Consider the following 14483-nt stretch of genomic DNA (forward strand, 5'->3'; position numbering starts at 1 on the left):
AGCGCAATCTTCACTTGTGAGTCGCTTTGGCTTGCCTACACGTACTGCTGAGGGTTATTGGCAGTGCCCAGTGTTCGTCGTCACTGGCGAAAAATTGCGAAACACCGTGGCTGCCGCAGCATGGAAGTTCAACCTTGCGCGGGTCGCAGAGGTCAGCCCAGGGGCCCTGATGGTCGGCCTGAACACACTGATGGAGCATATCGTCTACCTGACGACACGACCCAAGAGCAAGAGCAATGAGCCTGGCTTGCGCAGGGTCCATGCCGAATTTGCTGCGAAGCTTCTACCGTTTGTGGTCTTCGATGACGATGGGCATTCGTTAGAGGCCCGCGTCGCTAGGTCATTGAAGGAGGGAGCGGACGCGCGGGCTGCTCGTTTGGCGCGGGCTGACGCTAAGCCTCCTCAAAAGCTCGTGATACAGCGTGTGTTTGTTCGGAACGCTGATGTCATTGCGGCGGTGGAGCTCCGTGCTGACGGGGTTTGTGAGATGTGCGAGAGGCCAGCGCCGTTTCGTCGTCCGAACGGAAGCCCGTACCTTGAGGTCCATCATCGAGTTCGGTTGGCGGATGGCGGAGATGACACTGTAGAAAACGCAATCGCGCTATGCCCGAACTGCCATCGGGAGCATCACTTCGGCGCAGCGTTCAATTCAGCGCCGACACCACAGAGGACGCGGAAAGCGAAGCGATGAGAGCCTCGCGGTGCCGTACTCTTTTGAGCGCATTGATGTGCTGTGCGGTTACTCGACCACGTCTTGAAACAGGCGACGCTCTTGCACGGTCAGTTCGCCAAGGTGCCTGCGTGCATTTCCGCACATCCAACATGAGCAGAGCGTCGGTGTTGTAACGAGACGTCCTACCGCGACAGGGTTATCACGACATCCCTCAAGAACACGATACAGCTTGCGAACGCGTTTGAGGCGCGCGACATGGTGGCGCCGAAGGGCGCGGGTCATAGGTTTGGCCATACTTGCTCCGAAGAGCATCAGGCCGCCAGCTGTACAGGGACCCCTGTACTTTGTTTAAGGGCTGACGGCCGGACGCGGCTTCCGGGCCAGCCAAAAAATGCATTTCATAAGAATCTGCTTATCGAAACGGAGATGCGCAAGCTCAACACGATAGCTTTAGAGCTCGGGTTGAGTAAGAAGTTGCGTGTCCTTGAAGAGCGGCAGCAGGCCTTGGTCAGACAGTCGGATTTCGATGGCATTCGCCGTCTCGACGTGGTCTCGGTTTTCCGACGAAAACACCTCACTCGCCACGCTGACGATGATGGTTCCCCGCCGCTTTCTCCCTCTCATGACGGGAACGAGCTCCGCAGCCTCCGGCAGCTTCGTCTTCGTAATCTCGAGCGGCAGATACAGCATCCAGCCGGCGCCAGGCTTCTTGGGGAAGACCTGCTGCGTCATGAAGTATTTGTTCGGCCCGACTTCGATTGATGCCGCCGGCCAGATGTCGAGCAGCCCGACGACCAGGTCGCGAACCAGAGCGTAGCTGTCGAAGCCAGGGTTCTTCTTCTCAATCAAAGAGAAGTTGCACACTGGGTTGCCGGCAAGCACCGATAGCTTGAGGTCGAACGAAGCGCCGCCAGGCCCCTCTTTGCCGTTCCATACCGCGAACATGCTGAGACCCGGGTGCTCCTCCTCGACGTTCTCCGTGCCAAAGACGGCGACCGCCGCTGGCGTAGGGCCGTTTGCGTCGAAGGCCGGATTGCGTTTGGAATTCTCGGGCGTGTCGGCCGGGGGAAACCATTGGTCGATAGGGAAACCCAGTGGCTCGAGTAGGCATGCCACTTTCCACATATCCGTCAACTGCTCGTGCGCTGGCGGCAGCGTGTCTTGGTTCAGACGGAAGCGAAGCGATATGTTCATGTTCAGGGCTGGTAGAAGGTTTCGACTTCCGGCGCGGCGTCCATGAAGCGTCTGGTGAAGTAGCGATACGAGAGCGGCTGCATGAAGTACCAGTTTACGGTGGCAGGCGGATTGGCTGTCGCTACGTTGCTATGTTTGGCCGCTTGCTTGATGATTTTCCCGACACCGAACGTGTTGAAGAAGAATTTCGGGTTGCCATCTTCGCGGTCGAAAAACTGGTCGTATGCCGCCTTGGCCTCTTCGAGCGAGCAGTATTGCGAGCGGAATCCATCGAAGTCGGTCCCCGAGAAGTTCCACTCCGTGCGCGGTGCGAAGCCCGTTATCCTGGCTTGGTACTCACGCGACCTCTCGGACATGTTCCAGTTCCGAGTTACCAACTTACCGGAATCAGGCGGGCACTTCTTGCAGGGTTTGTTGGCCTGAGGTACTGCACGTGCCTTCGTCTTCGTTTGGTCTTTCGTGGTGTCGCCCGAGCTGGTGAGCGCACCGGCCGCTGCAATGCCGGCCGCCGCGGGTAGCGCTTCTGAGACGGCGGCACCTGCGGCCCCAAGCAGTGGCAATATCAGTGGGAGCACCATCAGTTCATCTCCTGTCTATCTCGTACCGTCTTCCGGACCACATCAAGCAAATCATCGAAGCGTTGCTCTGGTGTGCCAACCGGCTTGGCAAGCCAATCTGCGACAGCCGGGATGCTGTAGAACCCGGGCGCGTCAGCTTCCATGTAGAGGAAGTTGACCAGAGGCCTATCGTCCCGAATTCCGATTGCTCGCGCGGACGTGTACGCGTGGTTGAGCCGGCTCAATAGCGTCGAGTCGTCTCGCAATTTCGGGTTGGCTTCGACGATGTCATCCCGGACGGTCGACACGAAGTTCTGTTCGTCGACAGCGCAAAGCGCTGCCCATTGCTGTTCCGTGAGTTCAAGCATAGAAGGTGATGTGGAAGCGGTTGCCTTCGAATTGCCCGTGCCATTCGTCAACGTGGCTGAAGTATTCGCGTCGTGCGGTCGCGTCCAAGGCGTTGTACAGCGCGACGAGCGTTCGCGGGTCCCAGAAGCGCATGAGCGCTATCTGACCGTCCGGTAGGCGGGCGTCGAGCTTCACCTGCAGCACCTGGGCTAGCGACTCCATGTCTAGCTGCGAGAACAGCCAGAGGACGCTCGGGTAGGCTTGCTCGAGACGCGAGATGGTTTGGAGCGTCGACGCCCCGGCAGTCGCGACGCTGACCAACCAGGGACCTGCATGCGCGAGCGCGGCGTCTTCAGTGCCGGCGAACAGCGCACGGTTTTCCCGAACTGAGGGCGTGACTCTCGCCCCAGTGAGCCGGGTGTATTGGACGCCGTCAACGAGAGCGTACGCGGCCATATGCGGGAAGTGTTCACGCACATGGTCGAAGCGCTGCGAAATCTCCAACGGCATCATGACCGCACTACAGTAGAAGCGCCTGTCTCGGCTGCATGAATCAGGCATTCCAGGCAGATACTTGGTGCAACGGCAGCAACCAGGGCCGATGCCGCCGCCGTGATGTTGCTCGTAGAGCTCTCACCGGCCGGTGGGAGCCATCCGGTGTTGTTCTGTTGCGCGATGATGGTGGCGCCGCACGCGGTTTTACTGCCGTGAATCGCGGCCTGCTTGTCGCCCACACTGAAGTTGCTCGTCCCCGTCGTGATGGGAAACGTACCCTTACATTTAGGGCATACCGTGAGGTCGCCGACCTGCGCGAGCTGACGTCCGGCAATGATGAACGTGGAGTTTCCGGAGATGACTCTCCCGCCGTGGTCGGTCATGTCTCCGACGCACGCGAATGCTTGGCTCATGGCCTGGCCCTCTCATTTTTTGTGCGGCGATTGTAGAGGATTTCGTGCGCCCCTTTTTGTTATGGAGCCGGGGTGGCCGCCAGTCGATGGTGAGCGATGAAGTGCGAGAATGGGCGACGAATGTCCAGCGAGCTCCGGAGTTGCCACGGTCGCGCGGTTGAGGCGGAAGAGCTGTTGTGAGAGGTCGTCAGCGTTCGTACTCAGCAGTTCGAACCGTTCGCTGCCCGGGCGCTGCTTTTAAGAGAGGAAGGCGAATATGTCAGATGACCGAAAACGCGTTCCGCAGAATGCAGAGTATTTTCAAGCTGTCGGCTTGGCGACCATTGCATTCGCGCGTCTCGAATGGGACGCCGTGTGGTGCTGCGAAAGGCTGGACCCCGGATACATCAATCGAATTGAGCCCGACCGAAAGACTGCCGGACGTATCGCAGGCGACCTTGAAAACTATTTCGCACGTATCGTTGACGATGCGTTGAAGGAGAAATCAGTCCCTTTGGCACTGGAGTTCGGCGCCGTCACGCGCGAGCGGAATGGGCTCATGCACGGCAAGCCGGGCACAGCTGAAAACGGAGACCAACGTCTGTTCCGAAATGGCGACGAATGGACCATCGAGAAGGTCAACGAGTTCGCGGACCGCTGCGTTCGCGCTGGCGAGCCTCTGAACGCTCTCCTCTACGCCGAACTGAAAGAGCCCTGCACAACTGCACTGCATCCGCTGGCGTAGACCTACCAGCAGAATCGTTGCAAGACCTCCCTCTACGGCGAGGAGGCAACGATTCTAGGACGGTGCCCACGCGTGTGCCTGAAGGCGTTATGCGCATGGATGGCTTCCTGGATGCGGAGAACTAAACGCTATCGGAGAAGACGCGTCGTTTGCGCAATCCGTAACCCTCTCGTCTCTTCAGTTTTCCCCCTGAAACCATCGTTCACCTTCCCGCGTTCCAGCACTTCCTCCTAGCGCTCACTCTGCTTTCCGAGAGTGCCCCTTGGTGGAGTAGAGCCTCGCCCCATCCTAGAGGAGGCCTTCAGACACGTTCCCAAGCATCATGAGATGCCCCTCGGAGCCAGCGTCGCCCGTCAGCCGTTCGTCTCAGGGCGCTAACTTCGCCACCCTGTCCGGTGTCTCAAGGCTTTCCCACAGTACCGGTTATCCCGCGACCGCTGCCGTTGATATCCGACCAGTCACGCGGCTGCTCCGCGGAACGGGCAGCTGTGTGTATACCACGCCGGGAGGCTGATAAATCTGGGAATGTGCAGTGCAGGTCGAAATCAGCCCGCATTCAGAGGGTCATAAAAAGTGTAACTGTGAGGTGTGCTGGAGAAATCCAGGCAGATTGCGGACGCCGAACTATTCAACAAGAACCCTAATGAATAGATTTGCGAGGCACGCCCGCCTCAACAGTGGCCCAATGTCCCGTGACCGCCGGCTCGAGATGCGTGTTCTCTCGGAAGACAACTACACTGTGGCAATCGTCGAAGCTACGGCTCGCCGATAAACCAGAACGGGAGATGAAAATGGCAGAAAACTACAAAGCACTGAAAGCGCAGCTCGACGAGCTTCACGAACGCACCGAAGCGGCACGTGTTGCGGAGCTCGAAGCGGTGGTCGCGCAGGTCCGCGAGCTCGTCGCCGAGTATGGCATCGCTGCAGACCAGATTTACGGCCGCAAACGCGCGCCGCGAGCAACCAAGGAGTCAGCGGCTCCGGTAGAGGCGAAGTATCAGAATCCGAAGACCGGCGAGACCTGGTCCGGCCGCGGTCGTGCTCCGCAGTGGATTCGCGATGCGAAGAACCGCGACCGGTTCCTCATCGCGAAGTAACGTCCGAACAGACCCGATATCGTCGAGCGTACTGTGCTGACTAAGTAACTTGCGCTCGGTTGGGCGCCGGGGAGGTGTAGCACTCTACCTTGGCGTACTCGCATAGCTACCTCTTTATTATTCCATCCTGCCGGCTCTCCGGCTCATCTATGTAGCTTGCCCGTCCGCCTGACCGATTGACTCGCCTGTATTCTGCAACGGGTTTAAACGTTTGCACCGGATATCGATGCATACTTCGCTTCTTTGTTTAAACACGAAGTGGCGCGCATAGTTACCCACAACCTCTGAATTAATCTCGCTCGCTCTCAACGACCGCGAAGCAATCTTGCTGCTGTGCCGCAATTTCTAAGACGGTCTTTTTGTGCCACGCAGATGACGTGCGGAAACTAGCCGAAATGGTGTGGGAAAAAGGTCACCGGGACGGGATAGCCAGCCCACTGCCTTACATATATTATCGACCACCTGACCAAGTACAGAGTCAGAAACAACAAATCAAACCGGGGTTAGACCATGAGTATTATCGAGGGCTTCGAGCGCAAAGCGCTCTTCAACATCACGCGCGCAGTGGCCTTAGTCTGTGTGACGGCGTTTCTTCTCGCAATCGTTGGCGGTGTGTTTTACGGCATCTCCGTGTGGGAAGAGCACGTCGATACGAAGGTACCTGCGCACGAAATCGTCGACCCGATAAAGTTCGTGCAGGACAACATGGACAAACCTGCCGATTCCGCGAACGCGACCGGCACTCGTCCGCCTGTTCAGCAGGGCCCTGAAGACAGTCCGCTTGCTGGCTACAAGATTCCGTTCGCCCTGCAGAAGTACGTCTCCGGCGAAAACGGCAAGATTCTCCGCAGCCATCTCGATGCCGTTCCGGAAAGGGAGCGCCAAGCCTATATCGACGAGCTCGGTGCCGTAGTCGCGGCCGCAGAAGCGCAGAAGGTCGAGCCGGTCGAGGCTATCAACTCCTACATGGAAGTGAAGAGCAAGCGGTACAAGGACGCGGCCGAGAAGGAAGTTGAAAAGCGCGCGACGCTCAAGCTCGTGCTCGAAGTCACGGCGGGCGGCCTTCTCCTGGTTGCCCTGTTCAGCCTCGTCTTGGTTCTGCTAGCAATCGAAAGAAACACCCGGTCGCTGCGTCAAGGCAAAGTGGTGAGCCCCGCTCGTGTCGATGCTCAGAGCGAGGTCTCGCCGGCATGATTCGCTTGAAGAGCTACTACAACCGCGGCCTGCTGACTGCGGGCCTTCTTGCCGCTGTCCTCGTCGTAACCGGTTGCGGTAAAGACGACAGCAAGCCGGCCGCCGGCGCCACGAGCAGCCGGTATCCGGGCTACCAGCAGGTCGGTGCCTCCGGTGACGCTGCGCAGCTTTGGTTCAACCCGACCGATATCACTCGGAACGGCAGCGGCTACCTTATCCACGCACTGAAGTCGTTTCCTCACGGCTACGCGCGATTCGACGTCGCAACGAACTGTCGCGATTTGACACAGCGGATGTCCGGCACCCAATTCCGTGATAACGGCACTGCAGAGAAGGACTATCCAGGCAACGACACCTTCGTTGCTGCGAAGTCAGAGCCGGGCATGGGTGAGCTGATGCAGACAGCGTGCAGCGTCGCAATGGCCTCGCGAGCGATTACCGGTGAGTTCAACGCGCAGGCCGCGCTCGAGCTCCTGTATGGCCCGTATACCCAGGCGACCGCAACCGCTAGCTGGACGGATGCATCTGTTCCGGCTGGGCTTCCTTGGCGCGACAACCTTGGCTTGACCGACGGTGGAGCGCTCGATGTGAAAAGCGTTGCCATCTTCAGTTTCGCCGAAGGCGGCAAATCGAAGAAGGTGCTCGTTACGAACGCGATGCCAGTGGGCGGTGGATGCCACGCATGCACAGGGCTGCTTGGTGTCGCGGTGTTCGTCCAGGATAGCGGCAAGTGGAAGATTGAATCGAATCAGCCGTACATCGCTTCGATGGGTGCGTCTGGCTCGGTGGGCAACAATTTCGAATGGGTGGCCGCTGGCGACGATACCTATGCGCTCGTGGTTGGCGGTGGCGACATGCACCAAGGATACGAGACAGCGTCCACAGCGGCATTCCTGCTGCAGAAGGATGGGAAGTTCGTCAACATCGTCGACGACGGGGATACCGGAAGCTCTGACCAACAGATGCTGTCGGCATCAACGACCTTCATCAAGGGCAAAGATGCCGCGCACTACGACGTGAAGGTCGCGATTTCGTACACGATGCCTGGCAAGTCGGTGTATGTCGCCGACCACATCTATCAGTATTCGGGCGGCAAGTACGTGCTGACCAAGAAGGATGACCCGCCCAAGTCGGTGGACCTTGCCGCTGCCAGCGATGATTCCGGTGCTCAGCCATCGGTGCCAGCCACGCCGGCGATGTCGAACCCCGCACTCGCATCTGCCGGCTCAGGTGCCTTTGCGCCGAGCTTCGATTGCTCGAAGGCCAGGTCTGACGCGGAGCACCTCATCTGCGCCGATGCGGAATTGTCCGCGAAGGATGTCGAGCTGGCGTCGCTGTTCGCTCGAGCACGGGCCGCTGTTGTCGACAAATCAGCTTTCCGCGAGCGGACGCGCCAGCAGTGGAACTATCGAGAGAGCGCTTGCCACGACCGTGAATGCCTGGTGCGATGGTACGACGCTCAGCTGACCACGCTCTCCCAGATTGCACAGACCGGTCAGCTCGACTGAAGGCGAGCGGCGGCAATCCGTTGACAAAAGATGTTGGTTATCACTGGGTCGAACTTGGAAACCTCTCACACTACCTCCGAAGCAACACACGATACGCCCGAGACTACCCATCGAGGCGATTTGAGCGACGAGCTCTTCGCGGCTTGGCTTGAAGACCGAAATCGCGCGAATGAAGTAGTGGTCCTGGTTCACGGTGATTTTCTTTGGAAGGTCTACATTCCTGCGGAAATCGATGCCGAACTCATTGCAGTAGATGCGGATTCTGAATCAAAACGAAAGCTGAAGATGCTCGCGCGCAAGGGATTGCTTCAGGTCTTTCCTCGAGATAGGGAGTTGCTAGCGGGAATTCATCGTCCTCATGCTGACTGGCACCCGCTGCCGGTGACGCAGGACGTCGTTGATACGATGGTCAAGACCCGTCTCGAATTGCTCGGTCGTGCCGGGCGAGGCGCGCCAATCTCGGATGCTACGGCATATCGAGTCTGGGCCGAGTCAGCTGCTAGATGTATGTTTGCCGGCTGTGGCGATGACCTTAGCCGCATTCCGCTGCACATGAAAGCAGCAAAGATTGGCTATCTTGCGCATATCGTCGCCTCAGACCCTCGTGGTCCACGCGGCAATGAGCGAGAGTCGCGGCGGTTTGCCGATGAGCCCAGCAATATCATGCTTATGTGCGATGCTCACCATCGTCTCATCGACTCGTTTGCCGCTTCCGACTATCCGGCAACCAGACTGCAGGGTATGCGTGCGGACCACGTTGGGTTCGTGCGTCGGCATCTGGATGCTTTGGCGTTGCCGAAGGTTCAAGGGTTGACATTTTTAGCCGACCTGGGTAACGCGGCGATGAACTTCAACGAAGCAGATGCGACAGAAGCTGTCCTTGCTATGGGGGGCAACTTGCTTCCGGGCGTTTTGCATCATATTCGTTACGTTGCCCGTGATGACCGGCATGTTCCTGGATTTTGGGCGAACTATCTACACCAACAAGAACTGCATATTTCGCGTCTCGTAAATGCATTCCGAGGCGAGACAGAACATGTTGGCACCGAACTCGCGATTTTCCCGGTCCATCACACACCAACCATGGTACTCGCCGGTCGCATTATTGGAGAAGCACAGCCGATAAAAGTTTATCAATTCGACCGGCATCGTGGGACCTGGCAGTGGGATTCCACCGCGACTGCGCATGTGCCGGGAACGTTTACCTGCGAGCTTCCTGCTCATTCAGATGGATGCGAGGACGTGCTGCTGTCAGTCGAACTCACCGCTAAGGTAGCGTCGACCTCTTTGCCGGTGAGTATTGCAGAACAGGTCGAGGCGAACACGTTGCCCTGGGTACGACTGTTGACCGCCAACCCGAATAACGGGTGTATCAAGCATCCTGACGACTTGAAACAGTTCGTTGGCATGGCGCGTCGAGCTGTTGCTCATATTCACGACACTATTCGTCCGCGGCGCGTTCATCTTATCGTGATGGCCCCGGCGAGCAGTGTGTTTTCCTTCGGTCAACTGCTCCAAGCTGGTCACCATCCGCTGTACACACTGTACGACCGTCCGAGCGGGCAGGACCGATTTATCGAAGCGTTTAGCATCGACGGCCATCACGTTCATCCGCCGATGGGCAGCACCCAAAGTTCACTACAAATTCGCTAAGAGACCTGAGATGACGAAATCGATAAACGCCCAACTGGTCGAAGCAGCCCTGCAGCATCGTGCCCAAGCGAAGCTCGCTAAAGGGAGTCTTGGTAGCTTGGAAGCGGCGCTGGAGAAGCGCGCTGAATCGTTGCCGCGACTGGAGCCGTATGCGAACGCTCTCGATATTGTGAACAAGCACATTACGGTGCGCCCTGAAGACATCAAAGGAGCATCTGATGCCTATTTCGAAATCGCAGAGCGCCTGGCCGACAAGCTTCATTGGTCGACTGACGACATCAAGATTTTCCCGCAGGGTTCAGCGAGCACGAAAACTTTGATTCGTTCACCGGACCGTACTAAGTTCGACATCGATGCTGTTTGCGGAGTTTCGGTGGGCGAGAATTACAAAGAAAGTCCGATGAAATTTTTTGAGGACGTCGGCAAAGGGCTCGACGGTTTGGTTATTGAAGCGAAAAATCGATGCTGGAAGATTGATGCGCCGCACAAGCCGTTCTACATCGAGTTCACTCCATCAGTTCCTATTGATAGCGTTGCAATCGATGGTAAAGGCATGGACCGACGGCGGTTGCTAGCGCCACAGTATCGGGACACGGCATTGGCCGTTGTCGACCGCAAAACCCAGCAATGGAAGCCGTCGAACCCACAAGGCCTCGTCCAATGGGTCGAAGACGCGTCGAAGTTCCAGCTCGTACGTCGCATCATCGCAACTGAGCAACCGTCTTGTGAGTCAAGCGATATGAAAGTCGGGATTCCAGTCGACGCGATGTTTTGCGACGGCATTGATGATCGTCAGCAGCTTGCGCATGGCGGCGACCAAAGCGACTTTCTTTCGCTTGCCTGCGAGGACGAGACGTTGGTAGTACTCGCGCAGCACAGGGTTGTAGCGCACGCCAGTGAGCGTGGCCATGTACAGGGTGCGACGCACGTCGGCGCGTCCGCCCCAGATGCTGCGCTGACCGCGCATGAGCCCCGAATCGCGATTCAGCGGCGCCACGCCGACCAGTGCTGCGATGCGTCTGCGATCGAGCTTGCCCAGTTCGGGCAGCTCGGCGAGCAGCACGGCGACGCTGGTCGAGCCGATGCCAGGCACGCTGCGCAACGTGCGCGCCAGTTCGGCATGATGATGCGCAACGTGCGCGGCGACCTCGGTATCGCTGTCGTCGAGCTCCTTTTTGAGGAAATCGATGACGCGTTCGAGGCTGGCCCGGGCTGCAGCATGGGCAAGCCGCAAGCGTTGTCGCTCGCCGGTGATCATCTGGACCAGTTGCCGACGCCGCAGCACCAGGGCTTGAAGCCGCTGGAGTTCGGCATCGGCAAGCGGTTTGACGAAACGCTCGCGCTCGGGATGCTGGTGCAGCACGCGAGCGAAGGCGGCCAGCATCCTGGCGTCGAGCGCATCGGTCTTGGCCAGCACGCCCATGGCTCGCGCAAAGTCGCGCGCCATGCGAGGGTTGACCACGGCGACGGCCAGGCCCACGGCTTGAAGTGCGCACGCAGCCTCGAACTCGTAGCCGCCGGTGGCCTCCAGCACGATCAGCGCCGGCTGAAGTTCACGCAATTGACTGACCAGTTGTTCGATGCCGGCCGCGTCGTTGGTTGCCTGCCACGTCGCAGTTTGCGTGCTGGTGGCCACCTCCAGCGTCCGGCTCGACACATCGATTCCCACGAAAACAGTATCGGACACGTCCCTTCGCTCCCATCCTTGTTTATGCGAACTCTACATTCCTACAACCGTTCGGGCTGCAAGAAAGGACGGTCCAACCCGGGCGCCCAGTGCTCAGTCACGGGCTTCGTGTTTCAACCCAGAGGCCGCTCGGGCTACCCGAGTTGGTCCGAGGCTTAAAGATACAAGGCATTCGATAGTGTTGAAGCAAGCATTGAAAGGGTGCCGGAACAGCAAATTGGTATCGACGACTCACTGCGCATAGCGATTCGCCTCTTCAAGCGTCATCGCGACATGTACGTTCGCCGTGGTCACATCGAGCGCGAGTTTCAGCCTATTTCTGTCATCTTGGTGACGTTAGTGACGCGCATGTACTACGGGCTAGCGGAACTTAATCGGACGTTTGAACACTATGTGCTTTTGCTGGTTGAGCTCGCGACGTTGTTGCCACACATGGCGCTGAAACTGCCGGAACTCGGCTATGTTGTGGGCAATCCGACTATCGAGGGTGAGAACTTCGCGGAGCGTTGGAACGACGATAAGGGGGAACGAGCAAACACGTTTGCGAAGTGGTGTGGCATCCTCCACTCGGACCTTCTGTCTATTCTCGCCATAACTGACAGAGATGCTATCGAGAAGAAAGCGCGCGAGGTGTTTGGCTGCACTGGCGAAAGCGGGCCGGCTGGGGGAGGCGGTGGAGGTGGCGTTCCTGCAACGCCCGCAAATCGCCCGCCGCCGCCGCCTCCTCGAGGCGAAGGGCTCGCATAAGCCAGCCCTATGAACTTTGATGAATCGACGCTACGGGCCGAGTTTCCGGAGCTGATTTTAGAGAGCCGGAGAGCAGACGGCTCCGGTATAACATTCAAGCTCCACGTTCCGGCGATGCCGCCGGGACGAAGCTTTGAATCGGCGGAGGTCTGGCTACCCAATGGCTTTCCGGAGTGGTCGAAAGCGCGGATTCGGCTTTCCAGCGACGCAATTCTGCGTATTCCGCATGTTGAAAATGGTGGGCTTCTTTGCATCGGTGGTGACCCGGGGCCTGGCGTAGGTTGGCAGGCTCTCGACCGGCTTCGCGCGTTGCTCTTCGCTTATCGTGAAGATTTCCTTGCGCGATGGCAGAGCGGTGACCTAGATGGAGATTTTCTGAAGGAGGCGCAGAACTACTGGGGCTTAAACGTCACGCGCTCCCGGAGCAAAGATGACCCGGTATTGAGCGTGTGGACTGTTGCCCTACCGGAAAAAAGAGAAGACGTGCTTGAAGGGGTCCTTCTGCTGCCCGGCCGAATCGTAGTTGTCGCTGGGATTGGAACAAACGTTGTTCGACGCCTTGTTGATTCTCTGGGTCCTCGTGCCACGCAACAGATTCGCGTCTTAGTGGCTGACATTTCAGTCTCTTATGGACTTGTGCCGTCAACGTGGCCGAACGATGAGGCATCTCTCAATCGACTCCTTCAGGTCCGGTTGACGCAGCATCAGCAGGACAGCTTCTTTAGTCCTATTCGACGTCGTCAGCCACGGGTTCATCGCATAGCTCTTTTTCGAAGTCCACAGGGGAATTTTGCTTATCTGTTGCCCGGGGGACCACCCACTGTCGTGCAGGAGGGAAAACGTGCTCGGGCTCGTCCTTCTCGCCTGACGTCGTTACCGTTAGAAGTCGAGCGCTTTGACCCGTCATGGACCGTGGGGCGGGACCAGCACTCGGAAGTGGCGTCGCGTCAGCGAAAACATGTCCTCGTTCTCGGTGCCGGTGCTTTGGGCAGTCCGGTAATTGAGCATCTCGCGAAGGCAGGCATCGGGCGCGTCACGGTCATTGACAACGATAGCTTCGAATCGGCAAATGTGGGGAGACACCTGTTAGGTGTTGATGCAATTGACCATAAAAAATCAGAGGCAGTCGCTCAACGTGTGATGTGCAGCCATCCGTCATGTTCTGTTTATCCGGTTACGGTCTCTGCGGAGACTTGGCTTAGAGCGAATACGCTCGAGAAATTCGATTTGGTTATCGATTTGACTGGAGAGCCGGACGTTAGGTGGGCAGTAGACAAGAGTCGTCGCGCTCAATCCCGGCCGCTCCTGATTGGTTGGATGGAGCCATTTGTCGCTGCAGCGCACGCTTGTCTCTTACCTGCGAACGTGTACTGGATTGATGATATCGATAAGCCCAACGATAAACTCACGGAGCTGGAAGCGGTCAAATGGCCCGCGGAGGTAATCCGTCAGGAACCTGGTTGCAGCAGCCGCTTTCAGGCCTATACGGCTGCACAGGCTGCGTACGCCGTCGCGCTTGTGTCTGAGCATGCGATTGACTTAGTCGATGGAAAGGTACAGGAGCCGCAAATTTATAGTTGGTTGCGAGGCCAAGAGTTTCTCGACGCACATGGCCATGGACTGGAATTTAAGCCATGGGCAGCGAGCGCAGCGCCACACGATGGTCTGATAATCAAGAGACGGTTCCAATGACCTGCCGGACTTTCTTCTCGCCTGGCTATGGTGAGTACGTGATGTTTACGAGGGCTGCGCTCGAGCACATGTACTTGCACGTACAACGCAGTCGATGTGCTAAGGAGGCGGGCGGCGAGCTATTCGCGCGGGTATTCGATGCTAGCTGTGTAGTCATCGATAGTGCATCGGGTCCCCATCTCAGCGATAAACGAAGCCGCTATTCCTTCCTTCCGAACGTCGATGCTGGTGCCAAAGAGCGTCTTCTCCAATGGGAGCAGGGATTGCATGCGGTCGGCTTGTGGCACACCCATCCGGAGTGCGTTCCGACACCATCCGGTCCTGATAGGCGCACTACTGAACAGTACCTAAGGGCCTTTGATGGGGAGCGTGCTCGCTATTTCTCGGTCATTCTGGGGAATCGCGGAGCTCACCCAGTTATGACAGTTTTGTCGGTAAGTAATCGAGGATGGACTCCATGGGTGGAGGCGGGAGAATAGATAGGCAGCCGTCGTTTGCGCA

The 14483-nt window shown here is 58.0% G+C and carries 15 protein-coding genes; 9 read left to right on the plus strand and 6 right to left on the minus strand.

Translation table 11 applies throughout. From position 1 onward, the window contains the following. Window positions 1-487: 487 nt before the first annotated feature. Window positions 488-691 carry an HNH endonuclease gene (locus AB4851_RS08300; RefSeq protein ID WP_414449152.1) on the plus strand — a complete coding sequence of 68 codons (204 nt, stop codon included), beginning with the start codon at window positions 488-490 and terminating at the stop codon, window positions 689-691. A gap of 432 nt (window positions 692-1123) precedes the next feature. Here the strand turns inward: AB4851_RS08300 and AB4851_RS08305 are convergent, their stop codons facing one another. The 5 genes from AB4851_RS08305 to AB4851_RS08325 are packed head-to-tail and all read right to left on the minus strand — an operon-like array spanning window position 1124 to window position 3680. After that, the gene (locus AB4851_RS08305; RefSeq protein ID WP_414446778.1) at window positions 1124-1867 is read right to left on the minus strand and encodes a hypothetical protein; all 744 of its coding nucleotides are present in this window, start codon (window positions 1865-1867) and stop codon (window positions 1124-1126) included. A gap of 2 nt (window positions 1868-1869) precedes the next feature. Further along, window positions 1870-2445 carry a restriction endonuclease fold toxin 5 domain-containing protein gene (locus tag AB4851_RS08310; RefSeq protein ID WP_414446779.1) on the minus strand — a complete coding sequence of 192 codons (576 nt, stop codon included), beginning with the start codon at window positions 2443-2445 and terminating at the stop codon, window positions 1870-1872. After that, window positions 2445-2792 (minus strand): hypothetical protein, encoded by a 348-nt coding sequence (locus tag AB4851_RS08315; protein WP_414446780.1) that lies wholly within the window; start codon window positions 2790-2792, stop codon window positions 2445-2447. The genes AB4851_RS08310 and AB4851_RS08315 overlap by 1 nt, the downstream gene beginning before the upstream one ends. Further along, window positions 2785-3285 (minus strand): DUF4123 domain-containing protein, encoded by a 501-nt coding sequence (locus AB4851_RS08320; protein WP_414446781.1) that lies wholly within the window; start codon window positions 3283-3285, stop codon window positions 2785-2787. The genes AB4851_RS08315 and AB4851_RS08320 overlap by 8 nt, the downstream gene beginning before the upstream one ends. After that, the gene (locus AB4851_RS08325; RefSeq protein ID WP_414446782.1) at window positions 3282-3680 is read right to left on the minus strand and encodes a PAAR domain-containing protein; all 399 of its coding nucleotides are present in this window, start codon (window positions 3678-3680) and stop codon (window positions 3282-3284) included. The genes AB4851_RS08320 and AB4851_RS08325 overlap by 4 nt, the downstream gene beginning before the upstream one ends. A 256-nt stretch (window positions 3681-3936) precedes the next feature. Here AB4851_RS08325 and AB4851_RS08330 point away from each other — a divergent pair, with 256 nt between their 5' ends. The 5 genes from AB4851_RS08330 (at window position 3937) to AB4851_RS08350 (ending at window position 9856) form a co-directional block, all read left to right on the plus strand. Beyond that, window positions 3937-4404, plus strand: a complete 468-nt coding sequence (locus AB4851_RS08330) for a hypothetical protein (RefSeq protein ID WP_414446783.1) — start codon at window positions 3937-3939, stop codon at window positions 4402-4404. Window positions 4405-5195: 791 nt separating this feature from the next. After that, window positions 5196-5501, plus strand: coding sequence for an H-NS histone family protein (locus tag AB4851_RS08335; RefSeq protein ID WP_414446784.1), 306 nt, complete (start codon window positions 5196-5198; stop codon window positions 5499-5501). A gap of 510 nt (window positions 5502-6011) precedes the next feature. After that, entirely contained in the window at window positions 6012-6695 is a 684-nt protein-coding gene (locus tag AB4851_RS08340; protein ID WP_414446785.1) for a hypothetical protein, read from the plus strand. A 5-nt stretch (window positions 6696-6700) separates the two neighbouring features. After that, window positions 6701-8203, plus strand: a complete 1503-nt coding sequence (locus tag AB4851_RS08345) for a lysozyme inhibitor LprI family protein (RefSeq protein ID WP_414446786.1) — start codon at window positions 6701-6703, stop codon at window positions 8201-8203. A 120-nt stretch (window positions 8204-8323) separates the two neighbouring features. Then, window positions 8324-9856, plus strand: a complete 1533-nt coding sequence (locus tag AB4851_RS08350; RefSeq protein WP_414446787.1) for an SAVED domain-containing protein — start codon at window positions 8324-8326, stop codon at window positions 9854-9856. 730 nt (window positions 9857-10586) lie between these two features. Here the strand turns inward: AB4851_RS08350 and AB4851_RS08355 are convergent. Beyond that, window positions 10587-11543: an IS110 family transposase gene (locus tag AB4851_RS08355; protein WP_414446788.1), complete on the minus strand. Its 957-nt coding sequence runs from the start codon at window positions 11541-11543 to the stop codon at window positions 10587-10589. Window positions 11544-11744: 201 nt separating this feature from the next. Between AB4851_RS08355 and AB4851_RS08360 the strand changes: the two genes are divergently transcribed. The 3 genes from AB4851_RS08360 to AB4851_RS08370 all read left to right on the plus strand — a co-directional run bounded on the left by AB4851_RS08360 (window position 11745) and on the right by AB4851_RS08370 (window position 14461). Further along, window positions 11745-12290, plus strand: coding sequence for a hypothetical protein (locus AB4851_RS08360; RefSeq protein ID WP_414446789.1), 546 nt, complete (start codon window positions 11745-11747; stop codon window positions 12288-12290). 9 nt (window positions 12291-12299) lie between these two features. After that, the gene (locus AB4851_RS08365) at window positions 12300-13982 is read left to right on the plus strand and encodes a ThiF family adenylyltransferase (protein WP_414446790.1); all 1683 of its coding nucleotides are present in this window, start codon (window positions 12300-12302) and stop codon (window positions 13980-13982) included. Between the two features lie 68 nt (window positions 13983-14050). After that, window positions 14051-14461, plus strand: a complete 411-nt coding sequence (locus tag AB4851_RS08370; protein WP_414449153.1) for a Mov34/MPN/PAD-1 family protein — start codon at window positions 14051-14053, stop codon at window positions 14459-14461. Window positions 14462-14483 lie beyond the last annotated feature (22 nt).

Origin of the sequence: Burkholderia sp. 22PA0099 (assembly GCF_047497165.1) — a bacterium.
In the GTDB taxonomy this organism is placed as follows: Bacteria; Pseudomonadota; Gammaproteobacteria; order Burkholderiales; family Burkholderiaceae; genus Burkholderia.

Coding starts and splice junctions, on each gene's coding strand:
- AB4851_RS08320 (WP_414446781.1), bottom strand. CDS start 3,285: ATGATGCCGTTGGAGATTTCGCAGCGCTTCGACCATGTGCGTGAACAC.
- AB4851_RS08315 (WP_414446780.1), bottom strand. CDS start 2,792: ATGCTTGAACTCACGGAACAGCAATGGGCAGCGCTTTGCGCTGTCGAC.
- AB4851_RS08365 (WP_414446790.1), top strand. CDS start 12,300: ATGAACTTTGATGAATCGACGCTACGGGCCGAGTTTCCGGAGCTGATT.
- AB4851_RS08325 (WP_414446782.1), bottom strand. CDS start 3,680: ATGAGCCAAGCATTCGCGTGCGTCGGAGACATGACCGACCACGGCGGG.
- AB4851_RS08305 (WP_414446778.1), bottom strand. CDS start 1,867: ATGAACATATCGCTTCGCTTCCGTCTGAACCAAGACACGCTGCCGCCA.
- AB4851_RS08330 (WP_414446783.1), top strand. CDS start 3,937: ATGTCAGATGACCGAAAACGCGTTCCGCAGAATGCAGAGTATTTTCAA.
- AB4851_RS08300 (WP_414449152.1), top strand. CDS start 488: ATGTGCGAGAGGCCAGCGCCGTTTCGTCGTCCGAACGGAAGCCCGTAC.
- AB4851_RS08340 (WP_414446785.1), top strand. CDS start 6,012: ATGAGTATTATCGAGGGCTTCGAGCGCAAAGCGCTCTTCAACATCACG.
- AB4851_RS08370 (WP_414449153.1), top strand. CDS start 14,051: ATGTACTTGCACGTACAACGCAGTCGATGTGCTAAGGAGGCGGGCGGC.
- AB4851_RS08310 (WP_414446779.1), bottom strand. CDS start 2,445: ATGGTGCTCCCACTGATATTGCCACTGCTTGGGGCCGCAGGTGCCGCC.
- AB4851_RS08335 (WP_414446784.1), top strand. CDS start 5,196: ATGGCAGAAAACTACAAAGCACTGAAAGCGCAGCTCGACGAGCTTCAC.